11 protein-coding genes and 2 tRNA genes are annotated in these 17132 nt (G+C 56.8%); 5 read left to right on the top strand and 8 right to left on the bottom strand.

Annotated elements, in window-relative coordinates; translation table 11 throughout:
* Positions 1-23: 23 nt before the first annotated feature.
* On the bottom strand, positions 24-941 hold the full coding sequence (gcvA, locus tag IM267_RS08680; protein WP_063869307.1) for a glycine cleavage system transcriptional regulator GcvA: 918 nt from the start codon (positions 939-941) through the stop codon (positions 24-26).
* A gap of 349 nt (positions 942-1290) precedes the next feature.
* Complete coding sequence (locus tag IM267_RS08675) at positions 1291-1518, bottom strand: YgdI/YgdR family lipoprotein (protein WP_015571738.1); 228 nt, start codon at positions 1516-1518, stop codon at positions 1291-1293.
* Between the two features lie 191 nt (positions 1519-1709).
* On the opposite strand from IM267_RS08675, the gene csdA reads away from it, so the two are divergent.
* Together csdA and csdE are read left to right on the top strand one after the other, a co-directional pair.
* Positions 1710-2915, top strand: a complete 1206-nt coding sequence (gene csdA, locus IM267_RS08670; RefSeq protein ID WP_193033193.1) for a cysteine desulfurase CsdA — start codon at positions 1710-1712, stop codon at positions 2913-2915.
* Positions 2915-3361 carry a cysteine desulfurase sulfur acceptor subunit CsdE gene (csdE, locus tag IM267_RS08665; RefSeq protein WP_131636321.1) on the top strand — a complete coding sequence of 149 codons (447 nt, stop codon included), beginning with the start codon at positions 2915-2917 and terminating at the stop codon, positions 3359-3361. The genes csdA and csdE overlap by 1 nt, the downstream gene beginning before the upstream one ends.
* Here the strand turns inward: csdE and tcdA are convergent.
* Positions 3352-4158 carry a tRNA cyclic N6-threonylcarbamoyladenosine(37) synthase TcdA gene (gene tcdA / locus IM267_RS08660; RefSeq protein WP_193033192.1) on the bottom strand — a complete coding sequence of 269 codons (807 nt, stop codon included), beginning with the start codon at positions 4156-4158 and terminating at the stop codon, positions 3352-3354. The genes csdE and tcdA overlap by 10 nt on opposite strands.
* 75 nt (positions 4159-4233) lie before the next feature.
* Positions 4234-5331: a murein transglycosylase A gene (gene mltA, locus IM267_RS08655; protein ID WP_063451923.1), complete on the bottom strand. Its 1098-nt coding sequence runs from the start codon at positions 5329-5331 to the stop codon at positions 4234-4236.
* Positions 5332-5539: 208 nt separating this feature from the next.
* Between mltA and IM267_RS08650 the strand changes: the two genes are divergently transcribed.
* A tRNA-Met gene (locus IM267_RS08650) sits at positions 5540-5616 on the top strand.
* Between the two features lie 171 nt (positions 5617-5787).
* Positions 5788-5864, top strand: a tRNA-Met gene (locus IM267_RS08645).
* 88 nt (positions 5865-5952) lie between these two features.
* Here IM267_RS08645 and amiC read toward each other — a convergent pair.
* Positions 5953-7206 carry an N-acetylmuramoyl-L-alanine amidase AmiC gene (gene amiC, locus IM267_RS08640; protein WP_064909848.1) on the bottom strand — a complete coding sequence of 418 codons (1254 nt, stop codon included), beginning with the start codon at positions 7204-7206 and terminating at the stop codon, positions 5953-5955.
* Positions 7207-7433: 227 nt separating this feature from the next.
* On the opposite strand from amiC, the gene argA reads away from it, so the two are divergent.
* Positions 7434-8765, top strand: coding sequence for an amino-acid N-acetyltransferase (gene argA / locus IM267_RS08635; RefSeq protein WP_006811807.1), 1332 nt, complete (start codon positions 7434-7436; stop codon positions 8763-8765).
* A gap of 34 nt (positions 8766-8799) precedes the next feature.
* Here the strand turns inward: argA and recD are convergent, their stop codons facing one another.
* The 3 genes from recD to ptrA are packed head-to-tail and all read right to left on the bottom strand — an operon-like array spanning position 8800 to position 17038.
* Positions 8800-10620 (bottom strand): exodeoxyribonuclease V subunit alpha, encoded by a 1821-nt coding sequence (gene recD, locus IM267_RS08630; protein ID WP_131636322.1) that lies wholly within the window; start codon positions 10618-10620, stop codon positions 8800-8802.
* Entirely contained in the window at positions 10617-14159 is a 3543-nt protein-coding gene (recB, locus tag IM267_RS08625; RefSeq protein ID WP_193033191.1) for an exodeoxyribonuclease V subunit beta, read from the bottom strand. Before recB ends, recD begins: the two co-directional genes overlap by 4 nt.
* Complete coding sequence (gene ptrA / locus IM267_RS08620) at positions 14156-17038, bottom strand: pitrilysin (protein WP_193033190.1); 2883 nt, start codon at positions 17036-17038, stop codon at positions 14156-14158. The genes recB and ptrA overlap by 4 nt, the downstream gene beginning before the upstream one ends.
* Positions 17039-17132: the final 94 nt, after the last annotated feature.

The raw sequence follows: 17132 nt of genomic DNA, 5'->3' as shown, positions 1-17132 counted from the left end.
AATGCGTGCCCGGCACACAAACGTTATTGTTCATACCTGAAGCGGAATTTTTCTTGCTCGCTTGCCGCTTTCGCCAGTATCCACTGCCGGAAAGCGGCTATTTTACCCAGTTCTGCCTGACTGTCATGACAAACCAGATAAAATGCATTTTTGCTGACCAGAACATCGTTAAATGGGCAAACCAGACGGCCTGCCTCAATTTCGGACTGCGCCATCACGTTGTTTGCCAACGCCACGCCCTGCCCGTGAATGGCAGCCTGTAGCACCATCGCGCTGTGGCTAAAAATGGGCCCCTGCTGCACATTTATATGATTAAGACCTAACTGACGGGTATAAGTTTGCCAGTCGCGACGCGACGCATCGTGCAAAAGCGTATGTTTCGCCAGATCGGCGGGCGTTTTGAGCGCCTTGTCCCCCGTCAGCAGCAGCGGCGAGCAGACCGGCAGCAGATATTCTGCGTATAATTTCTCTACACGCAAGCCCGGCCAGTTGCCGCGACCGTAAAAAATCGCCACGTCCACATCATCTGCCAGCTTGTCTTCCTGACGGTCAACGGCCTGGATTCGGACATCGATTCCCGGATAAGTTGAGTTAAAGCTTGAGAGTCGAGGCACCAGCCATTGAATGGCAAAACTGGGCAATAAACTGACCGTCAGGGCACCTTTTGCGCTCCGGGCCTGAAGCTTGCGGGTGGCTTCCGTCAGCTGGGAAAAAATCTCTTTAATATCCTGAAAATAGCTCTGCCCCTCTTCAGTCAACAGCAAGGATCGGTTGCGGCGACGGAACAGCTTAAGCCCCAGAAAATCCTCCAGAGACTTGATTTGATGACTTACTGCGGCCTGTGTCACAAAAAGCTCATCGGCTGCGCGGGTGAAGCTGAGATGGCGTGCTGCTGCATCAAAAACACGTAATGCATTAAGGGGTGGCAATCGCTTGGACATGGTTATCTGGCTTAGATGTTAACGAGATTTAACATATAGGAAACAACGTTTAACCTATTAGTTTTTTTTATCTGAGCCATTATAATTTGTCCGTTGAGGAACTACCAGCAAATACCTATAGTGGCGGCACTTCCTGAGCCGGAACGAAAAGTTTTTTTGGAATGCGTGTTCTGAAGGGCTTTTGGCTTACGGTTGTGATGTTGTGTTGTTGTGTTTGCAATTGGTCTGCGATTCAGACCACGGTAGCAACGCTACCAATTTTTCACTTCCTGTACATTTACCCTGTCTGTCCATAGTGATTAATGTAGCACCGCCAACTTGCGGTGCTTTTTTTTCGCTTATCTCGCTATTAATGCTCGATTTCTTTCATCTCTTTCACGTCACTGCGGTTGATCTGCTGTTTGTTCCCGTTAGCATCTTTGTATGAAATCATCCCGGTATCATTATCGGTTGTCGGTTTCCCTTCAGAGACGATAGATCGACCATCGTTGGTATGCATTACATAGTTATTACCAGAACAGGCGCTCAGGGCAAAGGTCAACGCACAGGCAGAAATGATTGCAGCTGTCTTTTTCATGATTATCTCCTTTAGCAATTAATGCTATTCAAACCTCGATTTATAACAGGCTAAAACATCCGCCTAACACTATTTAGCATAACCTGCTTTTTCAGACTCGCCAGGATAAGCAGACAAATCTGATAGATATCAACTTCCTTGCCCTGTTGATAAATTTGCGCGACGATCGAAGAATCGATATGAGGAATTCCATGAACGCTTTCAGTCCTGCGCAGTTTCGCGCACAGTTTCCCGCGCTGGCCGATGCCGGTATTTATCTTGATAGCGCCGCCACGGCCCTCAAGCCGCAGGCGGTGATTGAGGCAACCCGCCAGTTTTACAGCCTGAGCGCCGGGAACGTGCACCGCAGCCAGTATGCCGAAGCGCAGCGCCTGACGGCGCAATACGAAGCCGCACGGGATCAGGTCGCGCGCCTGATCAATGCCGACAGCGGTAAGAACATCGTCTGGACGCGCGGCACCACCGAGGCCATTAACATGGTGGCGCAATGCTACGCGCGTCCGTTGTTGCAGGCCGGAGATGAAATCATCGTCAGCGAGGCAGAACACCACGCTAACCTGGTGCCGTGGCTGATGGTGGCTGAACAAACCGGGGCGCGCGTTGTAAAGCTCCCGCTGGGTGCAGACCTTCTGCCGGACGTGGCGCGTCTGCCCGAGCTGATGACGCCGCGCAGCCGTATTCTGGCGCTGGGGCAGATGTCCAACGTCACCGGCGGCTGCCCGGATCTGGCGCGCGCCATTAAAATTGCCCATGCCAGCGGCGTGGTGGTGATGGTCGACGGCGCGCAGGGAGTGGTGCATTTCCCGGCTGACGTTCAGGCGCTGGATATCGATTTCTATGCGTTCTCCGGGCACAAGCTGTACGGGCCAACCGGTATCGGCGCGCTGTACGGTAAATCTGAACTGCTGGCCCGGATGACGCCGTGGCTCGGCGGCGGCAAGATGATTACCGAAGTGACCTTTGACGGCTTTAAAACTCAGGATGTACCTTACCGCCTGGAAGCCGGTACGCCGAACGTGGCCGGGGTTATCGGCCTGAGCGCGGCGCTCGAATGGCTTACAGAAACGGACGTGGTTCAGGCTGAAAGCTGGAGCCGGGGCCTGGCGACGCTGGCGGAAGAAGAGCTTAAAAAACGCCCGGGGTTTCGCTCGTTCCGCGTACAGGACTCCAGCCTGCTCGCCTTTGACTTCGCGGGCGTACACCATAGCGACATGGTGACGCTGCTTGCCGGGTACGGCATTGCGCTGCGTGCCGGACAGCACTGCGCCCAGCCGCTGCTGGCAGCCATGGGCGTGAGCGGCACCCTGCGCGCCTCGTTTGCACCGTACAACACAAAAAGCGACGTCGACGCGCTGGTTTCCGCCGTCGATCGCGCCCTGGAATTACTGGTGGATTAATGACACATTCAGCCTTAGCCGGGCACCCGTTCGGCACCGTTATCACTGAAGAGACGTTGAAACAGACCTTCGCCCCGCTCACGCAGTGGGAGGATAAATACCGTCAGCTGATCCTGCTGGGTAAACAGCTGCCCACCCTGTCAGACGATCTGAAGTCACAGGCGAAGGAGATCGCTGGCTGCGAGAACCGCGTCTGGCTTGGGTTTAGCGTATCCGGTGAGAAGCTGCATTTCTTCGGCGACAGCGAGGGACGCATTGTTCGCGGCCTGCTGGCGGTGCTGCTGACCGCCGTCGAAGGGAAACGCGCCGCAGATCTGCTGGCGCATTCTCCGCTGGCGCTGTTTGATGAGCTGGGACTTCGCGCGCAGCTTAGCGCCTCGCGCGGTCAGGGGTTGATCGCGCTCAACGACGCGGTGCTGGCTGCCGCACGTCAGGCTCAGGCCTGACGTTCCGCCTTCGCCATCATCTTCTTCAGGGCGTGAGAGACCGCCACAAAGCCGAAGGAGGCGGTCACCATGGTGGCCGCACCGAACCCAGAGGCGCAGTCCATCCGCTTCGGCCCTTCCGCCGTGCTTTTCATCGCACAGACCGAACCATCCGCCTGCGGATAAACCAGCGCTTCGGTGGAGAACACGCAGTCCACGCCCAGCTTGCCTTTGCTGTTCTTCACCACGTTGAAGTCGCTTTTTAGGCGCTCGCGCAGCTTAGCGGCCAGCGGATCCTGAATGGTTTTCGCCAGGTCAGCCACCTGGATCTGAGTCGGATCGATTTGTCCGCCTGCCCCGCCGGTGGTCACCAGCGGCACCTTATAGCGACGGCAGTAAGCGATCAGCGCCGCTTTCGGGCGCACGCTGTCGATGGCGTCAATGACGTAGCTGTAGCCTTTGCTCATGTACTCCGCGACGTTATCTGCCGTCACAAAGTCGTCAATCACCGTTACGCGGCACTCCGGGTTGATCAGACGAATACGATCCGCCATCACCTCAGACTTCGCCAGACCGACGTTATCACGCAGGGCGTGGATCTGACGGTTAGTGTTAGTGACGCAGACGTCATCCATATCAATCAACGTAATTGCGCCAATGCCGGTTCTCGCCAGCGCTTCTGCCGCCCACGAACCCACACCCCCAATGCCCACCACGCAGACATGCGCATCCGCGAACAGTTGCAGGGCTTTTTCACCATATAACCGTGCCGTGCCGCCGAAACGCTGGCGCCAGGCATCGCTGATTACCACAGACATAAAACCTCAGATGTAAAAAGGGTGAGGTATTCCTCACCCTGAACCGTAATCCGTCTTGCGCTCAGAATACCACAATCAGCCGCTGAATACGTTTCCGGTACCCGGCGCAGTCTTCAGCACCCACACGCGTCCGTAGTGGTTATACCAGCCTGCACGGTGCCCGGCATCCGGGCCGATGCCCTGGTAAATATCGAAGTGCTGGCCTTTGATCGCCCCGCCCACGTCCAGCGCCACCATCAGGCGCAGCTCATACTTGCCGTTGAACTTGCCGTTGTTGTCGAGGAGAGGCACTTCCGCCAGCAGCGTGGTGCCCGCCGGGATAATCGAACGATCCGAGGCCACCGAGGCGCGGCCAATCAGCGGTACGGCGCTCGCCCCTTTCACCGGCGCAAAGTTTTGCGGCTTGAAGAAAACAAACGATGGGTTCTGCTCAAGCAATTCACGCACTTCCGCTTCGCTGTGCTTTTCGCCCCACTCGCGGATCGCCTGCATCGACATGTCTTCTCGTTTTACTTCACCACGGTCGATAAGCACCTTACCGATGCTGCGGTAGGCATGGCCGTTTTTCCCGGCGTAGCTAAAGAAGTTCAGCGGCGAACCGTCGCCAAAATCAATATAACCGCTGCCCTGCACGTCCATGATGAAGTTATCCATCAGCGAGTTGCTGTAGGCCAGCACGTAATTTTCACTAAGCGCGCCGGCGTAGATCTCGGCGCGAGACGGCAGACGACCGCGTTTTGGCGGCATACGGTAAATCGGATACTGGAATTCACCCTGACGCGTGTGTCGCGCCTGGACAACCGGCGTGTAGTAGCCGGTAAACTGGACGTTACCGTAGTTATCGGCCCCTTCCATCTGCCAGGCATCAATACCAAACTGGCGCATATTGCGTGTATCACCGCCCGCCTTCAGCCAGTCCTGCACGGCACTATAAACGTTGTTCTGTGCGCCATACAGACGCGGCGACGCTTTACGGATCTGGTACACCTGCTCGGAGAAATCCCCGGCATTGATTGGAGCACCCACGGCATCGGGCTGGTTAACTAAAGAGAAAGGCTGGGATAACTTCCCGTCTTTATACTGTTGACCGCGATCGGTCGGTTTGGAAGAGCAGGCCGCAAGAATCGCTACCATTGCGCCTGTCATCAGATACTTCGCCCAACGTCCTTTCATTATATCTCGTCTTTTAGTTGCCCATTTCCGCGTGATGAAGATAACAAACCCACCGTATGAATGAAATGCAATCGCCTTCCCTTTGGCAAATTCTGGACAAAAAATAGTCCAAAGTGGCTATTCCCGTTCATTTTGCATACAAAATAATGAATTATGCGAAAAAGGGGTTGCATCACAAACCTATCCGAGTATAGTGCGCTTCCACGGACGCGGGGTGGAGCAGCCTGGTAGCTCGTCGGGCTCATAACCCGAAGGTCGTCGGTTCAAATCCGGCCCCCGCAACCAATTAAAATTTGATGAAGTATCTTCTACGACTGTAGAAGTTTTTGCGAAATAGTTCGAATCACAGCAAGGCGACGACGCAGTGAATCCTTAGGAACTTACTCCAGTAAGTGACTGAGGTGAACGAGGAAAGTCAACGCAGATGTGGTTTGAAATACGAAGCAAAAAGACGGACGCGGGGTGGAGCAGCCTGGTAGCTCGTCGGGCTCATAACCCGAAGGTCGTCGGTTCAAATCCGGCCCCCGCAACCAACACTTCTAAAACAATAAACACCCTTAAGGGTGTTTTTTTGTATCTGCCGTTTGTGAAAATGCCGGGCAAGATACCCGGCCTGATGCCCTACCCTCGCCGCGCCAGCGTTTCTCCGTCTGAGAAATAGGCCCGGATACCCGCCAGAATCGACTCCGCCACTTCCTGCTGGAATTTAGCCGTCTTGAGCTTGCGTTCCTCTTCCACGTTACTGATAAACGCGGTTTCGACCAGAATGGACGGAATATCCGGCGCTTTCAGTACCGCAAATCCGGCCTGCTCGACGCTGTTTTTGTGCAGCTTATTGACCCGGCCCAGCTTGCCCAGCACCGCTTTACCAAACTTCAGGCTGTCGGTAATGGTCAGCGACTGCACCATATCGAACATCGTATGGTCGACGTAACGATCGCCGCTTTTGCTCACCCCACCGATTAAATCCGAGGCGTTCTGCGTATCCGCCAGGTATCTCGCGGCGGTACTGGTCGCCCCTTTTGTTGACAGGGCAAATACCGATGAGCCGCTCGGCTGGCGGCTGGTGAAGGCATCCGCGTGAATAGAGACAAACAGATCCGCGCGCTGCTTCTGCGCTTTCGCCACGCGGACCTTCAGCGGGATAAAGACATCTTCGTTGCGCGTCATGTAGGCGCGCATATTGCCCTCTTTGTCGATTAACGCCTTCAGACGACGGGCAATTTGTAGCACCACATCTTTTTCGCGGGTGCGATATTTCCCGACGGCGCCGGAATCTTCCCCGCCGTGGCCAGGATCGAGCATGATCACAATCGGTCGGTCGCGCCCCGCCCTGCCCGGCTTCGGCCCGCTTTGCGCTGGTGGAACCTGCCGGTCGAGATCGCCTTTGTTGTAATCCTCAAGGAGTGCCAGGAGCGGATCCTGAATATCCGTGGCATTCGCCGGATAGAGATCCATCACCAGACGCTCTTTAAAGGCGGCAACAGGTGCAAGGGCAAAGAGCTGCGGCTTCACGTTCTGCTTCAGCTCAAACACCATGCGCACGGTTTGCGGATCGAACTGCCCGACGCGCGCCGATTTGATAAACGGATCGTCGCCGCGGATCTGAGCCGCCATGCCTTTCAGCACGGAGTTGAGGTTCACACCTTCGAGATCAACCACCACACGTTCAGGATTGCTGAGGGCGAATTGCTTATATTTCAGCACGCGGTTGGACTCAACCGTCACGCGCGTATAGGTCGACGACGGCCAGACGCGCACCGCGACTACCTGGCTTGTGGCGGCAAGACCCACCTGGCTGACGCTAAGCAACCACATCGCCCCGGCCCCTTTTAACAGGCGGCGGCGGCTTATTGCTGAATTGGATCCCGACATGCTTCTCCCGAGCAATAAAACTGATTAATGAATAAAACGTCTGAATTGACCGAAAACTTTAACGAATGACGCATAAACTGTCATCTATAAAAGGGTAAACAATCATACGCTAACGCACGGATTACTTATCATTTTCTGTGGGTCGCAGAAAATTTAGGCTTGCACGGACGGCCACAATCGAATAAAAATACAGAAATCACGAATAAACATTCATTAAGGGTTGTGTCATGGTTAAGGAACGCAGAACCGAACTGGTCCAGGGATTCCGCCATTCTGTTCCCTATATCAACACCCATCGGGGAAAAACGTTTGTCATCATGCTTGGCGGCGAAGCCATTGAGCATGAAAACTTTTCCAGCATCGTCAATGATATTGGCCTGCTGCACAGCCTCGGCATCCGTCTGGTGGTGGTGTATGGCGCACGTCCGCAAATCGAAGCCAACCTCGCCGCGCATCACCATGAGCCGATTTACCACAAACATACCCGCGTGACGGATGCGAAAACCCTCGAACTGGTCAAACAGGCGGCGGGCCTGTTGCAGCTCGATATTACCGCCCGCCTGTCGATGAGCCTGAATAATACGCCGTTGCAGGGCGCGCATATCAACGTGGTGAGCGGCAATTTTATCATTGCTCAGCCGCTCGGCGTGGACGATGGGGTGGACTACTGCCACAGCGGTCGCATCCGCCGTATTGATGAAGAAGCCATTCACCGTCAGTTAGACAATGGCGCGATCGTTCTGATGGGCCCTGTTGCCGTCTCCGTAACGGGTGAAAGTTTTAATCTGACCTCGGAAGAGATTGCTACCCAGCTGGCCATCAAGCTGAAAGCCGAGAAAATGATTGGGTTTTGCTCTTCACAGGGCGTCGTGAATGATGAGGGCGTAATTGTGCCAGAACTTTTTCCGAATGAAGCTCAGGCACGCGTCGAAGCGCTGGAAGCACAAGGCGATTACTATTCCGGTACGGTGCGTTTTCTGCGCGGTGCCGTCAAAGCGTGCCGCAGCGGCGTGCGCCGCAGCCACCTGATCAGCTATCAGGAAGACGGCGCGCTGTTGCAGGAGCTGTTCTCCCGGGACGGTATTGGTACGCAGATTGTGATGGAGAGCGCCGAGCAGATCCGCCGCGCCACCATCAACGACATCGGCGGCATTCTGGAGCTGATCCGGCCGCTGGAGCAGCAGGGCATTCTGGTTCGCCGCTCCCGCGAGCAGCTGGAGATGGAGATCGACAAGTTCACCATCATCCAGCGCGATAACCTGACCATTGCCTGTGCGGCGCTTTATCCGTTCCCGGAAGAGCAGATCGGAGAAATGGCGTGCGTCGCCGTGCACCCGGATTACCGTAGCTCCTCCCGGGGCGAACTGCTGCTTGAACGCGTGGCGGCACAGGCGCGCCAGATGGGTCTGAGCAAGCTGTTCGTGCTCACCACCCGCAGCATTCACTGGTTCCAGGAACGCGGCTTCACGCCGGTGGATATTGATTCACTGCCGGAAAGCAAGAAAGAGATGTACAACTATCAGCGCCGCTCGAAGGTATTAATGGCGGACCTGGGTTAACTGGTAGCCCTCTCCTGTTGGAAAGGGCGTCCATTCAGGCAGATTCAAATATCGCGCTTAATCCGCTTCTGCGCTCGGTGCGGGTGGCAATCGCCTGTCCCAGCACGCGTTCATCCGCATACAGCGACAGACGCTGGCGCGCACGGGTAATGGCGGTGTAGACCAGCTCACGGGTTACGACCGGTGAAAGCTGTGTCGGCAGGATCAGCGCCGCATGGTTGAACTCGGAGCCCTGAGATTTGTGTACCGTCATCGCCCATGCCGTTTCATGCTCCGGCAGGCGGCTGGGCTGAACGGACTTCACGCTGCCGTCCGGCAGCTGGAACCACACGCGCAGACCGTTGCCGCGATCGAGCGCAATGCCGATATCCCCGTTGAACAGCCCCAGCGCACTGTCGTTGCGGGAGATCATCACTGGCCTGCCCTCATACCATCGCGAATGCAGCTGGCGGTTAATTCTGCGTTTCTGCACAAGCAGCTGCTCCAGCCTGTCGTTCAGACCCGCGACGCCAAACGGCCCTTCACGTAGTGCGCACAGAAGCTGGTATTCGCCAAATGCGGCGATGGCCTGCTCGGGCTGACTGCGCTGCTGCACGCAGCTCAGAAAACGCTGGTATCCCTGGAGAGCCTCCTCAAGCATTGCCTGATACTCTTCCCCGCTTTGCAGCGATTTCTTTTCTATGTCAGTGAAGGAACCGTCAAACACCGTACGCGTGGCATGCCGATCCCCACGGTTTACCGCCGCCGCCAGCTGGCCGATGCCGGAGTCGCTGCCAAAGCGGTAGCTTTTTTGCAGCAGGCACAGGCTGTCGCGCAGCGCGCCCGCGACGGGTGAGCGATCGGGCTCAAGCGAGCAGCCGGTCAGGCGGGCAAGCTCCTGCGCCCGCGCGGCGGTATAACCATAGCTGGCGTAGGTACAAATATCTCCCAGTACCGCCCCGGCTTCAACGGAGGCGAGCTGGTCGCGATCGCCCAGGAAAACCACGCGCGCATGCGGCGGCAGAGCATCGATCAGGCGCGACATCATGGTCAGGTCGATCATAGAGGCTTCATCCACCACCAGCACGTCCAGATGCAGCGGATTGCCCGCATGGTAGCGCAGACGCTGGCTACCCGGCTGAGCGCCGAGCAGACGGTGCAGCGTACTTGCTTCACCCGGGAAAAGCGCAAGCTGCTCCTGCGTCAGCGGCAGCCGTTGCATCGCGCCGCCCAGAGATTCGGTCAGACGCGCCGCGGCTTTCCCGGTGGGCGCCGCCAGACGAATACGGCATCGCTGCTCGCCTGAAAGCTGGATCAGGGCGGCCAGCAGTTTTGCTACGGTTGTGGTTTTCCCGGTCCCCGGGCCGCCGGAAATCACCGAAATCCGTCGCGTCAGGGCGACAGCCGCCGCCACTTTCTGCCAGTCCGTGGCTTCACCAGAGTCAAACAGACTGTCCAGCGTCTGGCGAAGCTGCGCTTCATCGCAGGGAAGCGGCGCGTTGGTCTCACTAAAGAAACGCGCTACCGTCAGCTCGTTTCGCCACAGGCGGTTCAGGTACAAGCGCTCACCCGAGAGGATCAGCGGTGCCTGGTTTTCTCCCGGCCCGACGGCCGATGATTCGCACAAAATTTTCGGCCAGTCCACCGTCTCCCCCAGCAGCGCAAAGCAAGACTGGAGGACAGGGGGCATTTTTTCGTCAATCACCAGACGCGAGAGCGGCAGACACACATGCCCCTCTCCGGCGTCTTTACTCAAAAGGGCAGCGGCAAGCATCACGGCGGGCTGGTCAGCGGCAATCATCATGGCAAACTGCACGTCCAGCTGACGCAGCACGCGTTGCTCTACCGCATCCAGCAATAAGTCCTGCATCGTCATGCCATCTCCTCCGCGTTTGCTGCAAACAGGTTATCCATTTTATCAATCAGTTCGGCGTCCGGACGAGTACTGAAGATCCCGGAATGCGGATCGGCAGCGTCGACCCCGCGTAAGAACAGGTAGATGACGCCACCAAAATGGTCGTCGTAGCGATAATCCGCAATACGGTGGCGCAAATAGCGGTGCAGCGCCAGGCTATAGAGCTGATATTGCAGATCGTAGCGATGCATTTGCATGGCTGCCGCCATCGCCTGTTGGGTATAGGCTTCGCTGCTCTCGCCCAGCCAGTTGGATTTGTAGTCCAGCAGGTAGTAACGCCCGTCGTGACGGAAGACCAGGTCGATAAACCCTTTCAGCATGCCCTGTACCTGACGGAAGTTCAGCGGCGGGCAGCCGGCTGATAGCGGATCGTACTGACGGATGAGCGCATCGAGCGCGTCGGCCTTAAGCGGACCTTCGACAGGCAGATAAAACTCCATCTCAACCTGCTTATTTTTGGCCGTTAGCTGGCGAAGCGAGAAGCCCTGCTCCGTCAGCGGCGCCTGCAAAATGGCGTTGATCCAGTCTGTGAGAACGGGCTGCCAGTGCGCGTCATAGCCTCCGCTCTGTAGCATCCTCAGCACCCACTCCTCACTGACAGGCTGAGTGAAATCTAGCTCCTCAAAGAGGCTGTGTAAAAAGGTGCCCGGCGACGCGCCGCGCGGGAACTGATGCGGGGTTAACGTCGGCTCAACCGGCACCTCTCCCACTCCTGCGGCATCCACGTCCAGCTTCGGCATGAGATCCTGCGCAATACTTTGCCCGTGCTGTTGCAGGCCAGAATAGCTGGTGACTCGCCAGTCGTCGGCAAGCACCCGCGTGATCTGGCGCGCGTTAAGATCGGTGGCGGTCTCTTGCGCCATTTGCCAGCGGCTATTGTCTGGCAGAGTGGGGATATGTAGCGCGATATCGTCACCGCAAAGCGACTCAATGCAGTGGCGTAGCCCCACCGCATCTTTCGGCTCGCCACGCTGAATAAGCCGCCCTAACGCGCTTAAATGGAAATCGCTCTCCCCCGTTTTTTCTCCGCGACGGCGAAATACGGGCGCGACGCCCAGGCTGCAATGCCAGACAGAACGGGTCAGCGCCACGTATAGCAGGCGCAAATCCTCCGCCAGACGCTCCGCTTCCGCCAGCTCAACGCTGGTTTCCGCTTTGCTGAGATCGAGCACCGCATCGAAAGTCTCGCGGTCATGGTAAAAGGCCTGATCCTGAACGCGGTAGTTCGCGATGAAGGGCAGCCAGACCAGCGGATACTCGAGACCTTTCGATTTGTGAATGGTGACGATTTGCACCAGATGCTTATCGCTCTCAAGACGCATCTGCTGGCTTGAGGCGTTGCTATTGGGATCGGCAATTTGCTGCGCCAGCCAGCGCACGAGGGCATGTTCACTTTCAAGCTGGGTACCCGCTTCCTGCAACAGTTCGCTGATGTGTAAAATATCGGTCAGACGCCTTTCACCGCCGGATGTCGCCAGCATATTTTCGGCAATCTGACGCCGCGTCATCAGCTCGCGAAGCATCGCCATGACGCCGCGTTTTTGCCAGCGCTCACGGTAATGGACAAACTCTTCCACTACCGTATCCCATGCGTTTTCGTCATGGTTAAGCACGTCGATATCCCGCGCGTTCAACCCCAGCATTGAACTGGCCAGCGCGCTTCGAAGCGTATTTTCGCGCTCCGGCGCCAGCACCGCCTGAAGCAGCCAGAGCATTTCCTGGGCTTCCAGCGTGTCGAACACGCTGTCGCGGTTAGAAAGGTACACGGAGGGAATATCAAGCAGCGTAAGCGCATCGCGGATCAGCGCCGCTTCCTGACGGCTGCGCACCAGCACGGTGATATCAGAGGCTTTAACAGGATTTGCCTGTTCCCCTTTCCACAGCAGCGCCTCGCCGCGCGCGCCTGCGCTCAGCCAGTCACGGATTTGCGCGGCGCAGTGCTGGGCCATCGCCGCCTGATAGTCGGCAACACCATAGCCTTCCCCCTCAAGCAGCCAGAAGGTCATGGCGGGTTGCACCGCACCGCTGACTTCAAAGCGTAAAGTCGCGTTATTAGGGGCAGATTTCACCGGCAGGAAAGGAATTTCATTGAACATGAACGCCGACTCCATGCGGCTGAACAGCGCATTGACGCTCTCAACCATCCCCGGCGCGGAGCGCCAGTTCGTGTCTAACGTGTAGTGCGCGACGACCTCGCTGCGGGCTTTCATATAGGTGAAGATATCGGCCCCGCGGAAGGCATAAATTGCTTGTTTAGGATCGCCTATCAACAGCAGGGCAGTGTCGGGCTGCTGTCGCCAGATGCGGCGAAAAATGCGGTACTGCTGGGGGTCGGTGTCCTGAAATTCGTCAATCATCGCCACCGGGAATCGGGTACGGATCGCGCTGGCGAGCGCTTCACCATTCTCGCTGGACAGCGCCTCGTCCAGGCGGCTCAGCATATCATCGAACCCCAGCTCGCCCCGGCGACGTTTTTCCCGCGCGACGGCCTGGCGGATCTCCGTCATGGCGCGGGTGATCATCAGATCGTTGAGCGTTAATGGTTCAGCAAGCAGCGCTTCAATCGCCACAAACAGGGGATGCTCGGGCACAATGCCGTCGGCTTTAGTCCGCTCGGTCAAAAAGCGCTGCGAAAATTTTTCCAGTGCGTCCGGAAGCTGGTAGCCCCGCGTCTCCTCCTGGGCCCAGGCGCTGATCTTTTCGATCCACTTCCCCTGGTTCCCACGGTTGAACTTGCGTCTGTCGATGCCTGAGTTTTCGATGATCGCATCAATTTCACCGACCGACTCATTCCACTTCTGCTTAAGCGCGGTAATTTTGGCGACAATCTTTTCATGGCGCGAGGCCAGCGTTTCATCAGCAGGCGGCGGGGATTTGATGACCGGCGCTTCGCCTTGCAGGTAACGGTCGATGGCGCGAAGAAGATCTTCCGGACCTTTCCACAGGGCGTGAACCGCTTCGGCAATGTCGCGCTGCAACGGATAGCAGTGACGACGCCAGAAATCCGCGCAGGCCTGATAGCGAAGCTCGGATTCATCTTCAATAAGCTGTTGCTCAAAGAGCATGCCGGATTCAAACGCATTCAGGCTCAGCATGCGCTGACAAAAACCGTGAATGGTGAAGACGGACGCCTCGTCCATTTGCCGTTCGGCCAGCAGCAGCCATTGCGCAGCCTGTTGCTTATCGGCGATCTCGTCCAGCAGGCTCGCGTAGAGGGGATTATCCGTCGTCTGACGCAGACAGGCGATGCGCAGTTCATGAATGTTACTGCGAATACGGCCACGCAGCTCGGCAGTGGCCGCTTCGGTAAAGGTGACCACCAGCAGCTCCTCCACGCTTAACGGGCGTGAAAAAGCGGCGCTGCCGCCGAGCCCTAACAGCAGACGCAGATAGAGCGCGGCGATGGTATAGGTTTTTCCCGTTCCCGCTGAGGCTTCAATCAATCGCTCGCCCTGTAGAGGTAAACTTAGGGGATCAAGCGGCTCAGCGGTATGGGTCATTCTTTTTTACTCCAGGGCATAGACTGCTGTAGTGCGCTGACGCTCTTCCAGACGGTCCACTCTTTCGATTTTACGTAGTCCGTTTTCCCGTTCTGGCTGCCAGAGACCTGAGACAGGATGGCCATACCCTGCGGTTTTACCACCGCCTGGTGGAAGAAATCGGCAACCTTTTGTGGCGTCAGCTGTTTTATTTCGGCCACTATTTTATCACGCGAATCAAATTTCATATTACCGCGATCGAAATCTTTGCTCAGCTGCGAGGCTTCTTCGCCCAGCGTCTGCGGCGGCTGCATCACCTGCGCGATAACGGCCTGCTGGATCTGGGCAAACTCCTCCGGCTTCATAGCCCGCAGTTTTGCTTCCGCCTGCGGGAAGAACGCCTGATAGCGCTGCCACAGGTAAGCGGGTTGCTTGTCGCTGCTTTGCAGAAGGAAGCCCAGCCCCCACTGGCGGCCCACGTTCATGGAGAAGGCGAACACCGCGTAGCCCAGTTGCTCCTCGGTACGCAACTGGTTGTAGAACCACGGCTGAATAATTTGTCCAAGCACGGCGCTCTGGGCAGAGCTGGTAAATTCATCATAACCGGTAGGTACAAACACCGCGGCCAGCGCGGAATCGGTGCTGCTCCCCGCTTTTTCGAAGATCGCGTTTTGCTTTTTCTCTACCAGCACATCCTGGTTACGGCACCACTCGTCGCCTTTTGAACCCAGCTGCGTACGGACGTTTTGCGCCAGCGTTTTTGCCTGCTCTTCGCTCATATTGCCCACAACCAGGAACTCCGGACGGGTATTGGTTTTCAGCGCATCACGGTAAGCCAGAACCTCTTTTAAGGTCACAGAGGGCAGTAACGCGCGGCGATCTTCGCGCTGGAAATAAGGAATTTGCGACAGCATCTGCGCCGGCATAATCGCCTGATCGTAGGCTTTCCCCTTCTCCGCAGAATCCATCATCTGCGCATACCAGGACTTAGCCTGCTCAAGCTGTTCTTCCGTAGGCGTGTAGCTGAAATAGCCCTCCAGCAGCGCCTGGAACAGCTGCGGCAAACGCTGGGTATAGCCGTTGGCATTCACCATCAGGCCGTTATTGGCGTTGGTCGAGAAGCTGATGCCGCCAACGGCTGCCTGGTTGCTGAGCTGATCGAGGGCAATACCGGCCAGATAATCGTTCAGCGCAAACAGCACCTGGTTTCGGGCGCTATCCATTGCTTTCGGGTTGCGCAGCACTACGCTGACATCCGCTTTTGGCTCGTCGGCGAAATAGCGGCTTGGGGTGTAGACCACCCGCAGCGTCGGCTCATCAACAATCAGTTCCGGGTGCGGATACGCCTTTGCGGGTTTGATCAGCGTGAAATCATCCGGGATGTAGGGGTTAAGCTCCGGCAACTTCAGCGCAATCTCACCCGCCTTTTTCTGCCAGCCCGCGAAGGTCTGTTCGCTGATTTTTTCAACCTGATACGGAGCATCCACGAAGTAGGCCGTTTTGTTGTGCGGTTCGTTCGGGCTGATATACCAGACGCGGGCATTCTGTGGGGTCATCATCGCCAGACGCGCCTTGAGCGCCCCGGCGTCATACTGGTCGGCAATATTTACCGCATCCAGCGTATGTTCCACGGGCACGCGGATCATGGTATCTGCCAGCCACTCAACGTAGTCCATGTCACGCGTGATAGAGGGATAACGGAAATCGAGATCCAGCACGTGCGCCAGCTCGTCAAAGTAGCGTTTATCGACGCCTTTCTCGCGCAGCAGAGAGAGATAGCTAAAAATGGCCGCAACGACATCGTCACGGTGAGCCAGCCCTTTATCGGTCAGCGTCGCGGAGATTGCCAGCACGCCGCTGTTACCGTTTACGACGGGATCGGAGTCAGCGCGAATACCTTCCACCAGCCCCTGCTTTTGCAGCCAGTCAGAGAGCGTGCCCGGGCTGCGGTTGCCGATAAGATAGGTCACCAGCTCGTCGGTTTTGCTGCGGAACTGCGCCGTGTTGTTATCAATACGGAATTCAACGCGTAAGACCTTGCGGGGCAAGGCCGGGACATAGTGAATAACGATGCCTTTTTGCGCGTCCGTGACAACCGGCACGTTAATCTGCGGCCGCTCGATATTTTTATTTGGCACCCTGCCATAGGTTTGCGCCGCCATATTTGCCAGCGCTGGCAACGGTTTATTACTGTAGATCACCGCTTTCATCAGGTTGGCGGAGTAGTATTTGTCGCGAAACGCATGCAGCGCATCGAGCACCGGGCTACCCGGTTTGTCGCTCAGCGTTTCAAGATTGCCGCCTGAGAAGCGCGAACCCGGGTGCGCAGGGTTGATGGTTTCTGCGCTGACCTGCGCCATGCGCATACCGTCTCGCGTGCGCGCCATGGTCAGTTCGGCGTTCACGGCGTTGCGTTCCCGGTCGGCATATTTTTTATCCAGCAGCGGTGCGGCGATGGCATCCGCCAGACGGTCGACCGCGCCATCAAGCGCATCATTTTCCACTTCCAGGTAAAACGCGGTGCGATACGGCGCGGTACTTGCGTTGTGGCTGCCGCCATGCATTTTCAGAAATTCAGACAGGCTGTCCGGCTGTGGGTATTTTTTAGAGCCCATCAGCGTCATGTGCTCAAGGTAGTGCGCCAGTCCCGGATGGGCTTCAGGATCTTCCAGCGAACCCACCGGCACAACCAGCGCGGAGAGCGATTTCACCGCCTGAGGGTCGGAAACCAGCAGCACGGTCATCCCGTTATCAAGACGAATCGCCTGATACTGACGGGTGTCCTTTTCGCTCTTACGGATTGTTTCCTGGACGGGTTGCCAACCGGAATCGGCCTGAGTGACGGGAGCCCAAAGGGCGATAAACAAAACAAACGCTTTTAACAAGGTGCTGCCTGGCATTACGACCTCTTTATCACGGCTACATCATTAACAACGTGCGTGCTGGACACGCCAGCATCTCTTTCTCTGGGTACATCAGTCCGTGATAAGAGGT

It is taken from the genome of Enterobacter cloacae complex sp. P15RS (assembly GCF_014895905.1).
Taxonomy (GTDB): Bacteria; Pseudomonadota; Gammaproteobacteria; order Enterobacterales; family Enterobacteriaceae; genus Enterobacter; species Enterobacter quasihormaechei.
This window is presented reverse-complemented; position numbering and strand designations above follow the sequence as displayed.